We start from the raw sequence: 18801 nt of genomic DNA on the forward strand, positions 1-18801 counted from the left end.
GTCTGGTCAGTTGTTGATCGGTTCGGCACTCGATCCGGGCGTCACGGTCGTCCCGTGTCCGCCCGTCGTGCCGGGGTAGGTGGTCGCCGGGACGGTGAGCTCCCGGCGGAGAACTGGGGCGACCTCGGTGGCCAGCCGCTCCACCGACGCGAGCAGTTGCCCCTGCGGCATCCCGCCGAAGCCGATGTGCAGCAGCAACCGGCTGATCCCGTACGCCTCGTGGTAGGCCGCGACCTTGTCGATGACCTCCTGGGCGCTACCGACGACGAGGGCTCCCTGCGGGCCGGTGAAGGCGTCGAACTTCTCGGGCGTGAGCACGAATCCCTGACCCCGCTTGTGGTTGTTGTCGCGGAATCCGGCGGTGAAGTACGGGTACATCGTCCGCCGCGCCTCCTGGCTGGTGCTGCCGACGTAGCCCTGCACGCCGACCCCGACCCGCAGGGTGGCCGGGTCGTGACCGGCCTGTTCGGCTGCGCGTCGGTACAGCTCGGTGATGCCGGCGTGACTGCCGACGGTGCCGAGCAGGACGCCGAGCATCATGGGCAGCCCACGGGCACCGGTCTGCACGGCGGAGGCCGGGGTGCCGCCGACACCGACCCAGACCGGCAGTTCGTCCTGCAGGGACCGGGGTGCGATGTCGGCCTCCCGTAGCGGCGCGCGGAAGCGCCCGCCCGACCAGCTGAGCGGGTTGGTCTCACGGATCCGCAGCAGCAGGTCGAGCTTCTCCCGGAACAGCTCCGCGTAATCGGCGAGGTCGTAGCCGAACAGCGGGAAGGACTCGGTGTACGACCCGCGGCCGGCGATGATCTCGGCACGGCCACCGGAGAGCAGGTCCAGGGTGGCGAACTGTTCCCAGACGCGGACCGGGTCCTCGGAGCCGAGCACGGTGACGGCGCTGGTCAAACGGAGTCGACTGGTGTGTTCGGCCATCGCCGCCAGCACCATCGGCGGCGCCGTCGCCACGAAGTCCGAGCGGTGGTGCTCCCCCACGCCCAGAACGTCCAGGCCGCCCTGGTCGGCGACCCGGGCGAGCTCGACGAGACTCCGCAGGTGCTGGCGCGGCTCAGGCAGCCGGCCGGTGGCCGGGTCGGCGGTGAGCTCCCCGAACGTGATCAGCCCGATCTCAAACGACATCGTCGACCTTCTCTCCGGCCTGCCGGGCGACTACGGCGTGGTTGGTCATCGCTCTTCCTCCTCAGGTCATCCTGCTTCTCCAAACAAGTTATGCCGGACAGATATTCGGTGTTACAACATATGTCGCCCTCGACACACCGCTGCCGCCGGTGGGCTGCACCGGGCATGAGCGGATCGAGCGCGCGAGAACCTCCACCGCCGGGCCTCGGCCCTCTGGCGACCACGAGGAACACCACCCCGCCGAGCTGCGTCGATGCGCGCCCGACCGGGTGAAGGTTCAGTGACGGAGCGAATTGTGATCTTCGCCTCAGTAATGAACCTTAACAAATGTCGAACAGTCGATTAACCATTCACCACTTGGGTGAGGACGCTGCCCGCAGGCGGGTCGCGACCAATCGTTGGAGCTCCACAAAGGAGCATTGAAAGGAGCCTCGTGGCCAACAGCACGAGCAGGAACAGGTGCCGAAGACTGGCGTTACCAGCGCTGCTCTTCGCCCTGGTCATCGGCGTCACAGGTGTCCCCGGATCGGCGGCACCCGCAGAGCCGAGGGATGACGGCAACGGCTACTTCACCGCCGACCGGACGGCCACTCTGGCCGGCGGGGCCGACCGTCGGCCCGGTGAGAGCCGGGAGACCGGCCCGCAGGCGGCCGTGGACGAGGCCGGCACCGGCCTGTACATCGTCGAACTGGCCGAGGAGCCCTTGACCAGGTACGCCGGTGGTGTGTCAGGTCTGGCCCGCACCCGCCCTGAAGCAGGCGACCCAATCGACACGACCTCGGCGCCGTCGCGGGCGTACCGCAAGCACCTCGACTCGCAGCGGACCGCCGTCGCCACCGCCGCCGGGATCCAGGTCAGCGCGGTCTACACCACCGCCTTCAACGGGTTCTCGGCACGACTGACCGCCCAGCAGGTGAGCACGTTGCGCGCGGACAAGCGGGTCCGGGCCGTCACCGCCTCGCAGGCGCTCGGCACCCGTACGCCGTCGACGCCGGCCGCCCTCGCCACCCCGCCGTCCGGCACCCCGGCCGACGCGGACCAGCCGGAGGCGACCGGCGCCGCCGGCCCGCCGACCAAGCCCGGCAAACCCGGCCCGCCGACCAAGCCCGGCAAGCCTGGCCCGCCGACCAAGCCCGGCAAGCCTGGCCCGCCGGTCAAGCCCGGCCCTGGCACGGGCGCGGGCATGGTGATCGGCGTCCTGGACACCGGCATCTGGCCGGAGAGCCCGTCGTTCGCCAAGCGGATGGCCGCCCCCTCGACCTGGCGGGGCACCTGCCAGACCGGCGTGGCCTTCGTGGCCGAGCACTGCAACGGCAAGATCGTCGGTGCCCGGTACTTCGCCGACGCGTGGGTCGCCATCCGAGGTTCGGTACCCGAGGGCGAGATGCTGTCCCCGCGCGACATGAGCGGGCACGGAACGCACGTCGCCTCCACCGCGGCCGGTCTCCCCCTGTCGAGCGTGACGATCGACGGCCAGCGCTTCGGTCCCGTCTCCGGCGCGGCACCGGACGCCCAGATCGCCGTCTACAAGGTGCTCTGGGCCGGTGCGGGCTACGACGCCGACATCATCGCCGGAATCGACGCGGCGATCGCCGACGGCGTGCAGGTGCTCAACCTCTCGATCGGCACCGAGTTCGGTGACTGGGAGGCCAACACCCCCATCGGCGTCGCCCTGCTCAACGCCTCGCTGGCCGGAGTCTTCGTCGCGGCATCGGCGGGCAACACCGGCATCGTGAGCGGAGCGATCAGCAACGCGTCGCCCTGGGTGACCACGGTCGGCGCTGCGGTGACGAAACTCGACGAGGCCACCATCAAGCTGCACGACGGCACGAAGCTGGTCGGCAGCTCGCTGGACGCCATGCCCGGTGGCGGCCCGCGGCCCATGGTCTTCGGCGAGCAGGCCGGCTCGCTGAACCTGGGAGCCTCGTACTGCGATCCCGGCAGCCTCGACCCCGCCAAGATCAAGGGCAAAGTGGTCGCTTGCGCCATGTACGACATCTTCGGCGCCGCCGCCGAGATCAAGGCCAAGGGCGGAGTCGCGATGGTGCTCTTCGATCCGGCGGGCAACTACCGGATCAACTCCATCTTCAACTTCCCGGTGATCTCCCTGCCGACCGCACAACAGGCCGGCAAGCTGTTCAACTATCTGATGCGCCACCCCACCACGGCGACGGCGTCACTGCACACCGGCGGTGACGGGTCCAGCGTCCCCGGCCTACCCAGCGTCGCGGACTTCTCCTCCACCGGCCCGAACCGGGTGGCCACCGGCGTACTCAAGCCGGACCTGGTCGCGCCCGGTTCGAACATCATCGCCGCGGTCGCACCGCCGGGGAACTTCGGACGGGAGTACGACGCGTACTCCGGCACCTCGATGGCCTCACCGTACGTGGCCGGAGCCGCAGCGATCCTGCGCGCCACGCACCCGCACTGGTCGCCCGGCGCGGTCGCCTCCGCGCTACGCACCACCGCCACCGACACCGTCGGCACCAGCAGCCCCCTCGACCAGGGCAGCGGCCTGGTCGACCTGGCCCGGGCCACCGACCCGGGACTGGTCATCGAGCCGACGGCGGCGGAACTGATCGAGTTCAGCGAAACGGTCGAACCCGACGGCAGCGAACTCAACCTGCCCGCCATCTCGCTGCGCGAGTACGACGGGACCCGCCCGGTGCGCCTCACCCGCACCCTGACCAACGTGGGCAAGGCCCGCGAGACCTACCGGTCCTCGGTCTCCGGCCTGCCCGGCATGAAGGTCACCGTGTCACCGGCATCGGTGACCCTGGCGCCCGGTGCATCCGCGTCGGTGACCATCACGCTGAGCCGCGGCAGCGCACCCTGGGACCGCTACGTGACCGGGTCGATCACCTGGCGCGGCAAGGCCCACAGCGCCCGGATCCCGGTCGCCGCCCGTCCGTGGGGCATCACCCCCCGGTCGTACGGTGACGACGGGGAGGAGTTCGGTCGGATCACCAACGGTGCCTTCGGCTTCTTCCAGCCCGGGTTCACCGGGCCACTCGCCGGCCGCAGCACCGGTTACACGCCGATGCGGCGCGCGTCGTACTCGATGCCGGCCGGGGTCGTCGGCGGTGTCTTCGACCCGAACGCCACCGGAGTGAAGAAGGTCGACTTCACCGTGCCGGCGAACACCGCCGGCATCATCGTGCAGACCGACACCACCAACCCGAACACCAACCTGGACCTCTACCTGTACAAGGGCGACACGCTGATCCACCGCAGCAGCGGCTCCTGGACCAGCGCGGAGCAGGCGTACAAGTTCATGCCCGAGCCCGGCCGCTACACCGCGTACGTGTTTGCGCAGATACCCGGTGGCCCGGTCGTCGACTTCGAACTGCGCCACGCCATCATCAGCCGTAACGCCACGTATTCGGATGCCACCTTGACCCTGCCCTCCACCTCGCAGCGCGGCGAAAGCGTGTTCTTCACGCTGGAGCCGAACAAGCCGCTGGCCGAGGGCGACGTCTGGGCGTACACCGAGTACCGCGTCAACGGCACGCCGGTCCCCGGCAACCTCGTCTACACCCAGCAGAGTTTCTGGCCGTAACCATCAGCAGGGGTGGGGCGGTGCCTGCCGAGCGCACCGCCCCACCCGGCGTGCATGATCCCTATGGCGTCCGGCGCATCTTCGCGTACGCCAGGATGGTGGCATGCTGCGATCGCCTCGTGCGCTTCTGCTGGACTTCGGTGGCGTCCTGGCCGACGCTCCGCGACAGTCACCGGCTCCACCGGACCTGGTCCGGCGGCTGGCCGACCTGGTCGGCGACACCGTGGCGGTCGCGCAGATCATCACCGATTTGACCGAGGGCAGCAGGGCGTACGCCAGGTGGCGCGACGACAGCGGCCACCTCGACGATCCCATCGAACTGCCCCACGCCCGGGTGTGGGCGGACTTCGTCACCCACTCCTGGCCCGCGCCGGCCCGCACGGCGGTCGAGGAGGCGGCGACCCCACTGGCGTACGCCTGGGCCTGGCGATCGGATTGGCAGGTCCGCCCTGGGATCCCGGAGGCGTTGCACGCCGCGGCGGCTGCGGGTCTGCCGATGGCCGTGGTCAGCAACGCGCTCTGCGGGGCCGCGCATCGCGACTTCCTCGCGGCCGCCGGATTGTCCGACCTGTTCGCCGCCGAGTTCTACAGCGACGAAGCCGGACTCCGTAAACCCAACCCGCGGCTGGCCTGGTTGGCCGCCGACGCCATGGGCGTACCGATCGGAGAGTGCTGGTTCATCGGCGACACCGTGCACCGCGACGTCGCCTGCGCCCGACGTGCCGGTGCCGCTGCCGCGATCCTCATGCGTTCCCCTCGCACCGACCACGAACCACCGCACCCCCAGCTGCGACCGGACGCCCGCATCGACGACGGCCACGGCCTGCTCACCCTGCTGCACCAGAGCCGGGGAACGACAGGGGAAGCGTCGGCCCGAACGTGACGATGGGTCTACTCGGCCCCGCCAGGCGCCGACACCTCGGCGATGGTGCGGAACCGGACGCCGCAGCGTCGGCGGCGGCCTGCCCCGGGGCCACCGCCGACGCTGCCCCGCCGTCAGACCCGGGACGTGAAGGTGGCCAGGAAACGGTGCGGGGTGACCATGCCGGCGTTGTCGAAGCAGATCACGTCGACCTCGGCGTCAGTGGTGTACGACCAGGGTTGGGTGAGGTGGCAGTAGTTGCTGCCCGGCCCCTGCGCCACGACCTGGGCGTGCGTCTCCCTGACACCGAGCTGCGGGAAGGTCGCCAGAAAGCGGCCGGTGGGCGCCAGCGGCACCACCGTGTTGGCACCGACACCGGCCATCGAGTTGTCGTTGGTCGGTCCGCCGACGGCGGTACCCAGGTATCCGATGTAGTTCGGCGGGCCGAAGGAGCCGACCACCGACCGTCGGCGGTGGTACGAGAGGACGAAGTCGGTGTTGGTGAACGCGCCGGCCTGGTCGTAGCAGAAGACCTCCACCTGCACGTAGGTGCTGACCGGGCCCCAGGAGTTGACCTTGCATCGGCGGGGATTGGCGTTCGGATGCACGGCGGTGACCTGCACGTTGCCGGCGAGCAGGTCGGGCAGCCCCACCCCGGGCAGCCGCACCGCGTACTGGCCGACGCCGAACGCCCCGGCCGCGTTCGCCATGCCCGTGGAGTTGTACGACTGCGTCAACGCGCCGCTAGCCCACTGCACGTATGCGTAGGAGTTGCCGGCCGGCAACACGCCCGAGCTGGTGGTCCAGAGCACGGTGAACGGAGTGTCGTCGGGTGCGCCGCCGGGCCGGTGGCACTGCACCTCAACGATCTGGTCGGCACCGGACTGGCCCCAGCGGACCACCTCGCAGTAATGCCCGCTCCGGTTCACCGGGGTCACGTGCGGCACGCCCCGCGGACCGGCGCCTACCTGCGGAAAGCGGACCTGGAACCGGCCAGGTGCAAGCTTGGCACCCTGGGCCCAGGCGGTCGGGAATGCCGTCTTCCAGCTGCCCCACTGCCGGGTGGTGTCGAGCACGGTCCAGGCCGGCACGGTGGGGTTGTTGACGTAGGCGAACCCCCAACGGTCAGCGGTGGCGGCTGCGGCAGGTGCCGTCGGCATGAGTGCGCCGGCGGCGGCCAGGACCGCAGCCAGCGCTGTGCTGACGAGTGATCGGAGACGCATGTGTTCCTCCGTTCGACCGGAACATGACGCACAGGAGTGTGCGAGCTGTAACGACTGGGTCACAATCAGCAGCGCCAATGTTTCGGTGTCGTGAAACAATCACCTCCGGCATGTATCAAAGTCGGTCATCGCGACTCCTGAACAGAAGCGCTGTTTCCACCGACTACCATCGACCGGTGCTCGATCCCGAAGCCGTCTTCGACGGAGCCGACCCGCTGGAAGACCCGCTCACCGACGAGGTCCTGCGGTCGGTGCAGGCGCAGCTTGGGCGGCAACTGCCCACCGCGTACGTCGATCTGGCCCGTCGGCACAACGGCGGCTCGCTCGCCCGTACCGCCCACCCTGCACCCAGCCCGACCTCATGGGCGGAAGACCACGTCGGCGTGGACATGCTCGCCGCGATCGGTCGAACTGCTCGTTTCAGCTTGTGCGGCGAGTTCGGCAGCGCGTTCTGGGTCGCGGAATGGGGCTACCCCGACATCGGCGTCTACATCGCCGACTGCCCGTCGGCGGGCCACGACATGATCGCCCTCGACTACCGTTCGGCCGGCGAGCCGGCCGTCGTACACGTCGACCAGGAGTGGAACTACCGGATCACGGTCCTCGCCCCCGACTTCGAAACCTTCGTGGCCGGCCTCGTCGACGAATCCGAACTCGAAGCGGAGGTCCGGGCGGATCCGACACCATGACCTCGTGGCTGCAGGACCAGCACGCCCTCGGTGGGCGCCACAGGGTCACCGAGCGCGTCGGCGTCTGGCTGCAGTTCGGGGTGTAGGCAGACGGACGGCCGGGTACCTCGCGCCCAACCCCTCACCCCTGCCAGGAGGACCCCATGACCGTCGTACTCGCCGTTGTCTGCAGCGACGGGGTGGTGATCGGCGCGGACTCCCAGATCACCGAGAGCGGCCGCGGTCTGAGCTTCCCCGCCCAGAAGCTGCACCCACTGGGCACCTGCGCCGCCTGGGGCGGCAGCGGCGCACGCGGAGTACTCAACGACCTGCGCCCCCTCCTCGAGGAGTCGGCCACCGCCATCCTCGAAGCACCCGACATCGGGGACGAGTTGCAGGAGCGCGTCCTGCCCGTCTTCAAGAAGCACTACCAGAACTACATTCCGGACGTGCCCGGCGAGGGCAGCGGCGGCGGGGTGTCGGCGTACCTGCTCGCGGCCGGCTACAGCCAGGGCGGGCCGTGGATCGTGGAGATCAACCCCAACGGGCTCATCGGCCGCTACGAGGATGTGGGCTTCCACGCCATCGGCTCCGGCGCACCCATGGCCCAGCAGGCCGGCGCGCTGCTGTCCCACTTCCGGATGACCACCCGCACCGCCGAGTACGGCGTGGTGGGAGTGGCACGGGTGCTGGAGGCTCTGGAGCGGACCTCACCGTCGGTCGGCAGGCCGTTCAGCATTGCGTGCATCCGCGAGGAGGGCGCCCACCACCTCGAAGAGAAGGAAATCGTCAAGGCGTTGAAAGACGTCCAACGCTGGTGCGACCTCGAACAGGAAGCGCTCGACCGACTGTTCGACTGACGCCGTCGATGATCGGCGGCTCCCGCGAGGCACCGGGATCAGCCGGCGCGGCAACGGGCCGCGTCCAGTGGGTGTGCGACATCGTCGAAAATGTCTGCCGCGCGGTGGCGCAGTTGCCGTGCCTGCTCCGTGTCGCCTTCGGCTGCCAGGAGACGCGCGCGGGCTTCCAGCGTGGCGGCCTGCCACGCCGTACCCTCCCAGAGGGTGCTTGACCGTTCCGCAGCCGCGAGAAACGTCCGCGCCGCGTCCAGGTCGCCGATGCGGACGCAGGTGATGGCCGCAGGCACCTCGAACATGATGGCGCAGAACTCGCAGGAGTCGGTCTGGGCCATGGCGGCCTTCGCCGCGTCGATGGCCGTCCGGGCGGCCTCCGGCGAGTCCGCTGCGGCCACCGTCGTGCCGTAGATCCGTTGAATCAGGTGGGGGGCGAGCACTGAGGCACGCGCCAGGGGAAGGGCTCGACGAAGTAGCCGCGTCGCGGTGGACTGATGACCGCGGGTGAGGTGCAGCTCCGCGAGCCGCTGCAACGAGTGGGCCTCGCCGGCGGTGGCGCCGATCTCGCGGTGCAGCTCGACGGCCGTGCTGAGTTCGCGCTCGGCTTCGTCGAGATTGCCGGCGAGTAGTTCCGCCTCGCCGGCCAGTGCTCTGGCGAAGGCGACAGCCCGGAGAACGCCGGAGGACTGGGCGGTACGGCGCAGGCCTTGAGCGAGATCGATGACGTCCTCGTAGGGTGTGGGCCCGTAGAGCAGATATTCGGCGACGCAGAGGTGCGCGTCGGAGACGGTGGTGGCCAGCCCGGGGTCGTCGCGGGTACGCATCAGCTCTGCGCGCAGCGTGTGGTTCCATTCACCACGGGTGTGCGTGATCAATCCGCGCAGGGCGACCAGATTCGACTGGAGCAGGGCGGAGCCTTGGGCCGGATCGGCGCGGAGCGAATCGGCGACCGCCGCCCTGGCACCCTCGATGTCACCGGTGAAGTAGGCGAGAGCACCGTGGGCGAGGAGGACGGCCGAATCGTCCGGCCCGCCGTCGGGCTCCAGACCGTCCAGGATCGCCGCTGCCGTGTCGGTGTCCCCGGACACCACCGCGAGCTGGCCCATCCTTGCCCGCAGCACTCGAGCCTGCCGTTGGTCGGCCACCGCGAGCGCCTCACGGTAGGCGGCGAGTGCTGCGGCGTCGCCGATCGCGGCGAGCGCGTCGGCTCGCAGGGTCAGGGCCGCTACCAGGTCCTCGTCGCGGGCCGCGCCGAGAATCGACTCCACCAGGGACAGGGCGTCTCGGAAGGCGCCGACCGCCACCTCGGTCTGCGCGGCGCGCAGCACGAAAGGCACAGCGGCATCGGTGTCACCTGCGGCGATCAGATGGTGGCCGACGCGTGCCGGTGACGCGCCGAACTCGATCAGGCGGCGCGCGCAGGAGCGGTGCAGGGCCGGACGCCGGTGCGGCGGAACCGCGTCCAGCAGGGCCTCGCGGATGAGCGGATGGCGAAATCGGAAGCCGGTCAGGGTCCGCTCGATGACCAGGACGGCCAGGGCGGCGTCCAGGCAGTCGAACGCCTGTTCCTCGGGCAGATCGCTCATCGCGATGAACCCGTCGGTGTCGAAGGTGGAGCCCATGAGCGCCACGCGTTCCAGCGCCGCACGGGTGGGTGGGTCCAGCGAGCCGAGAACCGCCTCGGCGGGTGCGCGAAGTTCTCCGTCGACGGCCGAGCGGGCCAGCTCGCTGACCGTGAACGGGACTCCACCAGAAATCGACCAGATGTGTTCCACGACTTCGTCGGGCAGGTGCGGTGCCTGTGCGGCGACGAGCGCGGCGGTCTCGGACTGGGTCAGTGACGGCAGCGCGAGGTCGAGCGCGCCGGACCGGCCGAGCAGGCTGTTGCGGATCCGCTCGAAGGCGTCTGTGGTCGGCTGACGTCGGTGGGTGAGCAGGAGCACCAGCCGTTCGTCCCGGCAGGTGCGGACCAGGTAGCGCAGTAGCCGCATGGTGCCTTCGTCCGCGTCGTGGACGTCCTCGACGATGAGCAGCAGACCGGGCCCGGCTGCCGCGAGGCGTGCCAGTTGGGCCACCGCGATGAACAACCGCTGCGTGGCGCTCTGGCCGGCCCAGTTCCCGACCTCCCCGGACAATGCCCGGTCGATATCGGCCCGGTAGCGGTCGTTGAGGCCGTCGAGCAGGGTGGGATGGCGGCGGGCTAGGTCGGCAAGCGCCTCCAACACCGGAGCGAAGGGCCAGGCGCCTTCGACCGCCGAGACAACACCTTTACCGGTACGCCAGCCACGGGCGACGACCCGCTCGCGCAGCCATGCGGCGAGGGTGGACTTGCCCATGCCGGCTGCGCCGGCGAGGAGGACCACACGGCCGTGTCCCGTTGCGGCTTCCTCGATCACCCGCTCCAACTCGACTCGTTCCCGCCTCCTCCCGACCAGGGACTGGCTTGCGGCCCGCGGCGAGGTCGGGCCGATCAGCGCCTCGCGCAACGCCAGCGCCTCCGCGTCGGGCGTCGCACCGAGTTCGAGCTGACGGGCCCGGTCGAGACGCTCGAACACGCGCAGCGCACTGTGATGGTCGCCCGACGCGGCACGCTCACGCATCAGTGCCACACCGACGCGTACGTCGGTCGGGTCTGCTGCCACCAGATCGCTCCACCGCCCGGCGAGCCGACACACCTCGAGGTACGTGCGGCGCAGTCGCTCACGGTACCCCTGGGCCCACTCCTCGTAACGGTCCTCCGGTAGAAGATCACCGCCGTACGCGTCGACGGCCCGGCCGGCCGCCGCGGCGTCCTCGTGTTTCAGCGCCTCCGAAGCAAGATCATCGAACTCGACCGCGTCGATGCGGACCTCGGTCCCGGCGTTCGGGAAGAGCGAGATCAACTCCCGGTGAAGGACCACACTGTCGGGGCCGAGGACCCGGCGGGCGTAGTGGGCAGCCTTGTGCAGCCGGGGTGCCGCCTCTTCGACTGTGGAATCCGGCCAGAGTGCCGCGATGGCCTGCTCACGGTGGAGTTGTCGGTTCGGCGCGAGCGCCAACAGTTTGACAAGCGTGATCGGCTGGCGTCGGGTCCAGGCCGTGTCCGGCACCGCGACCGTGTCGACCGTCACCCCGAATCCACCAAGAAGGCGTACCTGGACGCGATTTCTCACCTTTTAAGGGTAACGCCGGTCAGCGCCTCCACCTCGGCGCTGAAAGCGGAATTCAGTCGCAGCAGCAACTCACGTACCGTTGGCACGTCCCACCGGTAGCCGGCGAGTTCATTGACGACGTCAAAAATTGGTGTCGCCAGCCGATCCCGTTCCGTCTGGTATGCGGCCAGCGCCTCATTCTCCCCAGCACCGGACACAATCGATTCGACCTGCCGCGAAAGCAGTTCTGCGTCACGCAACGCATCGGTTATCCCATTCGTGCTCAACGGGTCGATGAACTGACCGGCGTCCCCTACCAGCGCCCATCCCGGCCCGTGGGCCTGCCGCAGGTGTCCAAGACGCCCAGGGAACCCGTGCAGCCGTTGCGGCGCGAGCGACTCGGGCAGCCGCCCGGCGGCCGCCGGACCGGTCGCTTCGGCGAGCAGTCGCAGGTACGAACCCCGCAGGTCCCCACCCACCTCCTGATTGAACCTCTGGGCGCTGGTTCCGGCGAAGACACACACCTTGCCGTCGTTTGTGGGAATCATTCCTGCCGTTGCACCCGGTCGGTAGAACCACTCGTAGTCGGTGACCCCGAGCCCGTCCCAGTAGCCATAGACGATCGCGCTGCTGGCGCTTCCGACCCGCATGTTCGGTGCCCCCACCAGGCGAGCCACGGTCGACCCGGCACCGTCGGCGCCGACGGTCAGCCAGGATCGCACGCGCACCGGCGCCGACGAGTGGTCGTGCCCCACGACGGCAATGATTCGCCCGGACCGGTCACGCTCCAGGCCGGTGACGGTGACGCCGTACCGAACTGTCGCGCCGGCGTTCTCGGCGGCTTCGGCGAGAAGCCGGTCCAGAACCGTACGGCGAGGGGCGTAAAGCGCCTCCACGCCGGCAGCAGGCTTGATCGACACTGTGACCTGCTCACCCGGATAGTGGAAGCGGGTACGCCGCACCGCAGGCGTGCCGGCCACCACGATGGAATCCAGCAGACCCCATCGGGTGAGTTGGGCGACGCCCGCCCGCATCAGGGCATGCGTCGAGAGTGTGTCGGCGCCGGGCTTCGCCCGTTCCAACACCAACACCCGCAGACCCTGTTGTGCCAGCAGTAGTGCCGTCGCGGCACCCGCCGGCCTGGCCCCGACGACAACTACGTCGTAGTCCTCCGTCACGCCGACCTCCCCTACTGAATAGCTACGTGGCGACATTGATGTTTCGGTGGCGGAGCCGCACGGCGATCTGCTCGGCGAGATACGCCGCGTCGTGCCGGGCGCCGTCGACCAGAGTGGCGTTGCGTCGGTGCTGAAACCGCAACCCGACCGCGAAGAGCCCCGGCGCCTCGGTGATCCCGCGTCGGTGCCGCAGGTGACCGGCGCTGTCCAGCACCGGTACCTGCAGCCACGGGTAGTCGGGTCGGAACCCGGTGGCCCACACCACGGAACTCAGACCGGTCACCTGTCGTACCCCGCCGTCGATGACAAGGGACGGGACGTCGGCCGCGTGGGTGAAACCGGCGTACCGATCGATCGCGCCCAGCACCCGGCGCAACCGGTTCTCGGCCCGCGTCGTCGTGTCCTGGAGATCGTCCGCGAAGACCGCCCGCTGCCCTCCGTCCACTCGAACCAGACGGCCGGCCAGGTGAACTCCACGATCCCTCAGCACGCCCAGATCGAGCGCCCGGCCGGCCGCGAGCTGAAACGACGGCTCCCGGCGGGCGCGGTGCGGGTCGGGCACCTCGTCGAGAGTGCGGTCCAGGCTCCCGAGGCGGTCGAGCCAGCACAACACGTCCCAGCCGCCGTACCGCCGCGGCATCCGTGTGTGCTCGCCGACCGCCAGGGTCACCTCACGGCCGGACCGGGCCAGCTCATCGGCGATCTGCACCCCGGTCGACGACGCCCCCACCACGAGGACGCCACCGACGGGCAACTGTGTGGGATTCCGGTAGGCGGCCGCGCCGATCTGAGTGATCGTCGGCGAGAACCCGCCAGCCAGCGCCGGCACCAGCGACCGGGAGTGGTACCCGGTGGCGATGACGACGCAGCGCGTCCGCCACGTGCCCGCGTCGGTGGACACCAGATAACTCTCACCGTCACCCCGAACCCCGATGACAGTGGTGTTCTCCCGCACCGGCGCCCGGCTGATCCTGGCGTACGCGGACAGGTGGTCAGCGAAACCCGCAGCAGACATGAACCCGTCGGGGTCGTCGCCCTGGTAGGACCAGCCGGGCAACCGGGAGAGCCAGTTCGGCGTCAGTAGCCGGCATGAGTCCCACCGGCCCGACCGCCACCGCTGCGCCACCTGGCCGCGTTCGAGTACGACATGCTCGATGCCGTACCCGGTGAGGCAGTGACTCACCGCCAGCCCCGCGTGGCCCGCACCGATGATGACCGTATCGGTGGTCGGCACGGGTTACTCGGTTGTCACGTCGATGGCGACCGGTACGCCGTTGGTGAACACGTCGTAGACAGCCGAACGGCGACGTGACTGCTCGATCAACCCCCGCAGGACGTCGTCCGGGGCGTCCCCGGAAATCCGGAAGCTCACCGAAATCCCCTGGTACCCGTTACGTACCTCCTCGGACATGCCGAGAATGCCGAGCAGGTTGATGTCGCCGACGACGATCGCCTCAACCCAGTTCAGCTTCACCCCGCGGGCCGCCGCGATGTTCGCCAGGCCCGACGTGAGACACGACGCGATCGCGTGCAGCAGATACTCCACCGGCGCGGGACCGTTTCCCCCGCCCACCAGCACCTTCGGGTGATCCGAATCGTAGGTGAACGGCTCGGTGCGGCTCGCGTCCTCCTGGCCGGCGCCGTAGAAGCCCTGGATCTCGCTGCGGTTGTGGGTGCCACTGACCCACCGGTTGACCGCCCGGAACTGGAACTCCGCCAGCTCCGGCTGGCTCCGCACGGCATCGAGCGTGGCAAAAAGGGTCGGCGTGTCAACGCCATTGAGCGGAATGCGCTTCGCAGTCGTACCCACAGTCCTTCTCCCCTGGGTCGCCCGTTTCCGGACCCCGACTTCGTCGCGGTGACAACCGGAGCAGGCAACGCCGGGAAAGCTACGAACCCCGCCTTCCCACAACCTTCCCAACTCTTTGATCACCCGGTCGGGACGTCGGGAAGGTTGCGGGAAGGTGCGGCTCGTACCTTCTCAAGCCGCTTGCTGGAGCACCATTCTCAATCTTGGAGTGCGTGATGAACGTCGATGAGCTGGGCTCGATACTGGGAATCTGGGCACACCCCGACGACGAGGCGTACCTGTCGGCCGGTCTGATGGCGATGGCCCGTGACGCCGGCTCGGAGGTCGTCTGCGTCACCGCCACCCGGGGTGAACGCGGCACGCCCGACCCGTTGACATGGCCACCGGATCGACTGGCGGAGATCCGCCAGGACGAGTTGACGCGCAGCCTGCGGGTGCTCGGCGTCACGAAGCACCATTGGCTGGGCTACTCCGACGGCGAATGCGCAAACGTTGCCCCAGCCGAGCCGGTCGCCCGGCTGTCCGAGCTGATCGACGAGATCCGGCCCGACACGATCGTGACCTTCGGTCCGGATGGCCACACGGGGCACCCGGACCATCAGGCGGTGTCAGCCTGGGTCGAGAGCGCATTCCGCCGGACCGCTCCTGCCGGCACCCGGCTGCTGCACGCTGCCGTCAGCCACGACTGGGCGCACAGGTGGAGTGACGTCCACCGCGATTTCTCCATCTTCCAGGACGGATATCCGCTCGCGGTGGATCACGACCAACTCGCCGTGGAACTCCTGCTGGACGACAGAACGCTCGCCCGCAAGCTCCGTGCCCTCACCGAACAGGCGTCCCAGACGAGCGGACTGATCACACTGATGGGCCTTTCCCGCTACACCCGGTGGGTCAGTCAGGAATCGTTCGTGGAGGCGACCCTGGTCCCGGACAGCCCCGCAGCCAGATGAGACTCCAGCAGGGGCGGGATGTCGCCGCGGGAATGCGAAGCATGCTGCCGTGGCTGGTCGCGGTGGCGCCGTTCGGCCTCATCATCGGCGTCACCGCAGGGCAGGCGAGTCTCCCTTCGGCGGTCGGCTGGTTCACCGGGCCGACGATCTACGGCGGCAGCGCCCAGATCGCCGCGATCCAACTGCTGGACAGCGGAGCGGCCGCAGCCACGGTGATCGCGACCGTACTCGTCATCAACCTGCGACTTGTGCTCTACTCGGCGGCGCTCGCCCGATACTGGCGCGGGACGCCGCTGTGGTGGCGGCTGCTCGCCGCTTACCTGCTCATCGACCCGTCCTTCGTCGTCGGCATACGCCGCTACGAGCACCACCGGTGGGTGCTTGCGGCAGCCCGCCAAGGCGGCCAGCGGCTGACCCCTGACGGGGGCTTGGGAGATCTACGGTCATCGCACGCCTTCTACTCAGGCGCAGCCGTCCTACTGTGGGTGGGCTGGCTGACCGCGCTCGGCGTCGGCGCGGTCGTCGGGGCCAGCGTTCCCGAGGGTCTTCGCCTGGAGCTGCTCATGCCGCTCTACCTCGTCGGCCAGGTCGTACCGAGTCTGCGTCAGCGAGCAACCCGTCGTGCCGTCGTGGTCAGCAGCGTCGTGGCGGGCGCGTGCATCGCCGCGCCGCTGAACCTCGGCATCGTCGTCGGCATCACCGCGGGACTCGCAGCCGGATACCTCACGTCGCTCAAAGACCGCCCGGGCCCGACCGCCACGCCGGCTCCATCCACACAGGAGCACCCGCTATGAACCCCTGGCTCGTCATCCTCGTCGCCGGCATCGGCAGTTACGCGATGCGAATCTGCATGACGTTGACCGACCGGCTGATCCTCCCTCCGCGACTGGAAGCGTGCGCCGAGATGGTCGCACCAGCAGCCTTCGCCGCCCTCGCCGCAGCCAGCCTCACCGTGTTGGTGGTTTCCGCACCCGGACTTTCCGCAGCCACACCCGTCGTCCTTGCTGTTGTCGCGGCCGTCGCGGGAACCGCAGGAACAGGCAAGCCCTACGTGGCGATGCTCGCGGGAATGCCCACCTACTGGCTCGCCGACGCGCTGATGTGACCTCACCGACGCTGCTGCGCCGCCCGCGACGCTCGACGCTTCGCCCGCCACTCGACAAGGCCGTAGGCCAAGAGGGGATACGCGCCAAGCAGGAGGGCGCTACCGGCCGCGATAAGCCACGTCACGACCCTGTCCCAGTCTGACTGTTGAGCGCCGACGTCGTCCCAGGGAGGCTGCGGTTGCATAAGGAGGGGAAGGGGAGCACAGCAGCAAATTACGGTGGCCGTGATCGCCATGAAGCCACCGATGATCAGGGCAAGGCTGCTCCGAGACACAGTCACATGATCTCAGGACGCGGCGCACCGGCCGCAATGTCCGTCGCCCACCCGGTTGTCCGACATCCGGGTCGGGCGTCGCCACGAGCACCATGTCTCAGCTCTCGGCGGTGGTGACCGCCGTCTGCAATCGCATCGGTACGTAGCTGGGCGCTGCGCCGAACACGTGGAGCGGTCGCAGCACGGACGGTTGTGCAGCCGCTCAGACTATCGAGCACTGCCGCGAACACCGGATCATCTGCCACGCCGCATGCTAAGGCGTTCAGACGTTGAAGCGGAACCTAGAGCGCCTCATTCGTGGCCTGGGACGTCCGCCGCCGCTCGTACCCGTCGTCACCCAGATAGTCACCCATCCGCGGCACGGCAATAGGCCGACAGGTGCGACAGAACAAGCCGACGGGCGTCAATATTGATTCCCACCGGTCCATTGTTCGCCCTCAACGAGAGCACCTTCTCCCTTCGCTCGACATTGATGTCAAGCACAGTGCGGGTCGTCCAACCGGCTACGGTCAGGTGCAGCACATCCACCAGCGTAAGTTGGACCTGAACGACGTTGAAACCTTGATCCGCCCACTTCTTCGGTGGCGACTTGGGAAACAGGGAAAGGTCAAAGCGCAACGTAGCGCGTGGCCCATCGCGATGCAGTACCAACTCGTGAAGGTCAACCGACGTCAGCGCCGGCAGGTTCTCACCGTAAATCGCCCGGACGCCGTGCGACTCGCTCAGGAGATCAACCCAGTCAGACATCCTGGCACCTCCCGTTGCTCGTCAGAACGAGGCCAATCCTGCCATCCCGGCTGCCGCCGACGATCGCCCGCTTCAAGGTCCGCAAACCCGAGCCTGCCCGAAGGCTCCCCGCGACGTCGCCGGGTTCGACCCGTCGTTCGAGGGGCGATGATCTAGAAGAGGCCGAACTGACGCGCGAACTCCTGCTGAACGGAGCGGAAGCGGGCCGCTTCCGGGGCCTGTACTCGTCGACGCCACCCGCATCGGTCGGCTGGACATCGTCGGCGTGCAGACTCCGATCGGTGCCCAGCGCGTGCCCTCGGCGGCCTACACGAGACAGACACCGAGGTCTCACGGCAGATGCGAACGTTGACCTCAAGTCACGTTGAGCGTCGATGGTGGTCATCGACCGAGAGAACGGAGTTGTTCGGATGATCGACCCTACGGCGGCAATCCGCCTCGCTCGCCCGAGTGGTGACCTGGCCGCCGCTGAACGGTTCTACGTCGAAGGGCTCGGGCTGCACGTGCTGTACCGTGCGGTGGCCGACTCTCCTGTCGAGCATGACTTGATCATGCTCGGCTGGCCGCAGGCCTCATGGCATCTCGAACTTGTCGGAGGACCCAACCTGAAGGTTGGCCCGTCACCGACACCCGAAGACCTGCTCGTGTTGTATCTGGGCACGCCAGTCGATGAGTCAATGATCGCCGGGCTCGAAAAGGCTGGTGGCCACCGAATCGCCCAGGGTGCATATTGGGATCGATGGGGTGTGACGGTGGAGGACCCCGACGGATATCGACTCGTACTGTCCAGCCGTGCCTGGTCCAACGCCACGTAGTCGACTGCGCGCCCGCTTTTCGACACGCCCGAGCGCTCGACCTGACCTGCCCCCAAAGCAACGATCAGCCTGCGGGGCGGGGCGCGCGATCGAGCAACAGGTCGACCGCGCGCTGCGCAACTTCACCCCGGGTGCGCTGCTCGTGATCGGCGGCCAGGAAGTGCACGCCAATCGCCATGCAGAAGGCGAGCAGGGCGCGGGCCTCGATCTCCTCCGGGTCCGCATAGAAGGCGCCGATCATCTGGCGCAGCAGCGCCATCCGCCGGTTGTCCACCGCGCGCAGCCGCTCGGCGACCATCTCATCGCGCCGCGCCCAGGTGCGGATCGCGAGGTCGATCGGCAGCAACCGGCTACTTGAGAACGTGAGCACACCGGCCCGCTGGATCTGGCTGCGCGGGTCACCACCCTCACGCTGGACGCGCGCGATCACCTCGTCCGTACTCTCGCGCTCCCACACGTCGAGCATCGCGCGCAGCAGCGCATCACGGCA

Annotated in this window: 16 protein-coding genes; 8 read left to right on the top strand and 8 right to left on the bottom strand. The window is 68.9% G+C overall.

The annotated features are described in order from the left end of the window. Positions 1-6: 6 nt before the first annotated feature. Entirely contained in the window at positions 7-1134 is a 1128-nt protein-coding gene (locus C1A38_RS08510) for an LLM class flavin-dependent oxidoreductase (protein ID WP_102657281.1), read from the bottom strand. 433 nt (positions 1135-1567) lie between these two features. On the opposite strand from C1A38_RS08510, the gene C1A38_RS08515 reads away from it, so the two are divergent. Together C1A38_RS08515 and C1A38_RS08520 are read left to right on the top strand one after the other, a co-directional pair. Continuing rightward, the gene (locus C1A38_RS08515) at positions 1568-4693 is read left to right on the top strand and encodes a S8 family serine peptidase (RefSeq protein ID WP_102657282.1); all 3126 of its coding nucleotides are present in this window, start codon (positions 1568-1570) and stop codon (positions 4691-4693) included. A gap of 103 nt (positions 4694-4796) precedes the next feature. Further along, positions 4797-5576 carry an HAD family hydrolase gene (locus C1A38_RS08520; RefSeq protein ID WP_102657283.1) on the top strand — a complete coding sequence of 260 codons (780 nt, stop codon included), beginning with the start codon at positions 4797-4799 and terminating at the stop codon, positions 5574-5576. A 113-nt stretch (positions 5577-5689) separates the two neighbouring features. On the opposite strand, the gene C1A38_RS08525 is transcribed toward C1A38_RS08520, so the two are convergent. Beyond that, positions 5690-6778, bottom strand: a complete 1089-nt coding sequence (locus tag C1A38_RS08525) for a hypothetical protein (RefSeq protein ID WP_102657284.1) — start codon at positions 6776-6778, stop codon at positions 5690-5692. Between the two features lie 176 nt (positions 6779-6954). Between C1A38_RS08525 and C1A38_RS08530 the strand changes: the two genes are divergently transcribed. Beyond that, the gene (locus C1A38_RS08530; RefSeq protein ID WP_199180134.1) at positions 6955-7467 is read left to right on the top strand and encodes an SMI1/KNR4 family protein; all 513 of its coding nucleotides are present in this window, start codon (positions 6955-6957) and stop codon (positions 7465-7467) included. A gap of 143 nt (positions 7468-7610) precedes the next feature. Further along, positions 7611-8306 (top strand): Ntn hydrolase family protein, encoded by a 696-nt coding sequence (locus C1A38_RS08535; RefSeq protein ID WP_102657286.1) that lies wholly within the window; start codon positions 7611-7613, stop codon positions 8304-8306. Between the two features lie 38 nt (positions 8307-8344). On the opposite strand, the gene C1A38_RS08540 is transcribed toward C1A38_RS08535, so the two are convergent. From C1A38_RS08540 to C1A38_RS08555, 4 genes are read right to left on the bottom strand one after another with little or no spacing between them, the layout of a single operon-like run. Then, entirely contained in the window at positions 8345-11452 is a 3108-nt protein-coding gene (locus C1A38_RS08540; RefSeq protein WP_146017485.1) for an ATP-binding protein, read from the bottom strand. Beyond that, the gene (locus tag C1A38_RS08545; RefSeq protein ID WP_199180135.1) at positions 11449-12645 is read right to left on the bottom strand and encodes an NAD(P)/FAD-dependent oxidoreductase; all 1197 of its coding nucleotides are present in this window, start codon (positions 12643-12645) and stop codon (positions 11449-11451) included. Before C1A38_RS08545 ends, C1A38_RS08540 begins: the two co-directional genes overlap by 4 nt. Further along, positions 12632-13843, bottom strand: coding sequence for an NAD(P)-binding domain-containing protein (locus tag C1A38_RS08550; protein WP_102657289.1), 1212 nt, complete (start codon positions 13841-13843; stop codon positions 12632-12634). Before C1A38_RS08550 ends, C1A38_RS08545 begins: the two co-directional genes overlap by 14 nt. Positions 13844-13846: 3 nt before the next feature. Next, positions 13847-14419, bottom strand: coding sequence for an OsmC family protein (locus C1A38_RS08555; RefSeq protein WP_233196712.1), 573 nt, complete (start codon positions 14417-14419; stop codon positions 13847-13849). A gap of 215 nt (positions 14420-14634) precedes the next feature. On the opposite strand from C1A38_RS08555, the gene C1A38_RS08560 reads away from it, so the two are divergent. Genes C1A38_RS08560 through C1A38_RS08570 form a run of 3 tightly spaced genes read left to right on the top strand, consistent with a single transcriptional unit; the run spans position 14635 to position 16474 of the window. Beyond that, positions 14635-15369, top strand: coding sequence for a PIG-L deacetylase family protein (locus C1A38_RS08560; RefSeq protein ID WP_102657290.1), 735 nt, complete (start codon positions 14635-14637; stop codon positions 15367-15369). Then, a complete protein-coding gene (locus tag C1A38_RS08565) occupies positions 15366-16163 on the top strand; it encodes an AzlC family ABC transporter permease (protein WP_102657291.1) in 798 nt (265 codons plus the stop codon). Before C1A38_RS08560 ends, C1A38_RS08565 begins: the two co-directional genes overlap by 4 nt. Then, positions 16160-16474 (top strand): AzlD domain-containing protein, encoded by a 315-nt coding sequence (locus tag C1A38_RS08570; protein ID WP_102657292.1) that lies wholly within the window; start codon positions 16160-16162, stop codon positions 16472-16474. Before C1A38_RS08565 ends, C1A38_RS08570 begins: the two co-directional genes overlap by 4 nt. Before the next feature lie 620 nt (positions 16475-17094). On the opposite strand, the gene C1A38_RS08580 is transcribed toward C1A38_RS08570, so the two are convergent. Continuing rightward, positions 17095-17496 (bottom strand): Imm50 family immunity protein, encoded by a 402-nt coding sequence (locus tag C1A38_RS08580; protein ID WP_102657294.1) that lies wholly within the window; start codon positions 17494-17496, stop codon positions 17095-17097. A gap of 374 nt (positions 17497-17870) precedes the next feature. Between C1A38_RS08580 and C1A38_RS08585 the strand changes: the two genes are divergently transcribed. Next, positions 17871-18311 (top strand): VOC family protein, encoded by a 441-nt coding sequence (locus tag C1A38_RS08585; protein ID WP_502696925.1) that lies wholly within the window; start codon positions 17871-17873, stop codon positions 18309-18311. A gap of 64 nt (positions 18312-18375) precedes the next feature. Here C1A38_RS08585 and C1A38_RS08590 read toward each other — a convergent pair whose 3' ends face one another. Continuing rightward, positions 18376-18777: a hypothetical protein gene (locus C1A38_RS08590; protein WP_199180136.1), complete on the bottom strand. Its 402-nt coding sequence runs from the start codon at positions 18775-18777 to the stop codon at positions 18376-18378. Positions 18778-18801 lie beyond the last annotated feature (24 nt).

It is taken from the genome of Verrucosispora sp. ts21 (assembly GCF_002879555.1).
GTDB classification, from domain to species: domain Bacteria; phylum Actinomycetota; class Actinomycetes; order Mycobacteriales; family Micromonosporaceae; genus Micromonospora; species Micromonospora gifhornensis.

What these genes read in the sequence shown, in the direction of transcription:
- C1A38_RS08510 (WP_102657281.1), bottom strand. Translation starts at nt 1,134, where the DNA reads ATGTCGTTTGAGATCGGGCTGATCACGTTCGGGGAGCTCACCGCCGAC.
- C1A38_RS08520 (WP_102657283.1), top strand. Translation starts at nt 4,797, where the DNA reads ATGCTGCGATCGCCTCGTGCGCTTCTGCTGGACTTCGGTGGCGTCCTG.
- C1A38_RS08525 (WP_102657284.1), bottom strand. Translation starts at nt 6,778, where the DNA reads ATGCGTCTCCGATCACTCGTCAGCACAGCGCTGGCTGCGGTCCTGGCC.
- C1A38_RS08535 (WP_102657286.1), top strand. Translation starts at nt 7,611, where the DNA reads ATGACCGTCGTACTCGCCGTTGTCTGCAGCGACGGGGTGGTGATCGGC.
- C1A38_RS08545 (WP_199180135.1), bottom strand. Translation starts at nt 12,645, where the DNA reads ATGTCGCCACGTAGCTATTCAGTAGGGGAGGTCGGCGTGACGGAGGAC.
- C1A38_RS08560 (WP_102657290.1), top strand. Translation starts at nt 14,635, where the DNA reads ATGAACGTCGATGAGCTGGGCTCGATACTGGGAATCTGGGCACACCCC.
- C1A38_RS08565 (WP_102657291.1), top strand. Translation starts at nt 15,366, where the DNA reads ATGAGACTCCAGCAGGGGCGGGATGTCGCCGCGGGAATGCGAAGCATG.
- C1A38_RS08570 (WP_102657292.1), top strand. Translation starts at nt 16,160, where the DNA reads ATGAACCCCTGGCTCGTCATCCTCGTCGCCGGCATCGGCAGTTACGCG.
- C1A38_RS08580 (WP_102657294.1), bottom strand. Translation starts at nt 17,496, where the DNA reads ATGTCTGACTGGGTTGATCTCCTGAGCGAGTCGCACGGCGTCCGGGCG.
- C1A38_RS08585 (WP_502696925.1), top strand. Translation starts at nt 17,871, where the DNA reads ATGGTGGTCATCGACCGAGAGAACGGAGTTGTTCGGATGATCGACCCT.
- C1A38_RS08590 (WP_199180136.1), bottom strand. Translation starts at nt 18,777, where the DNA reads ATGCTCGACGTGTGGGAGCGCGAGAGTACGGACGAGGTGATCGCGCGC.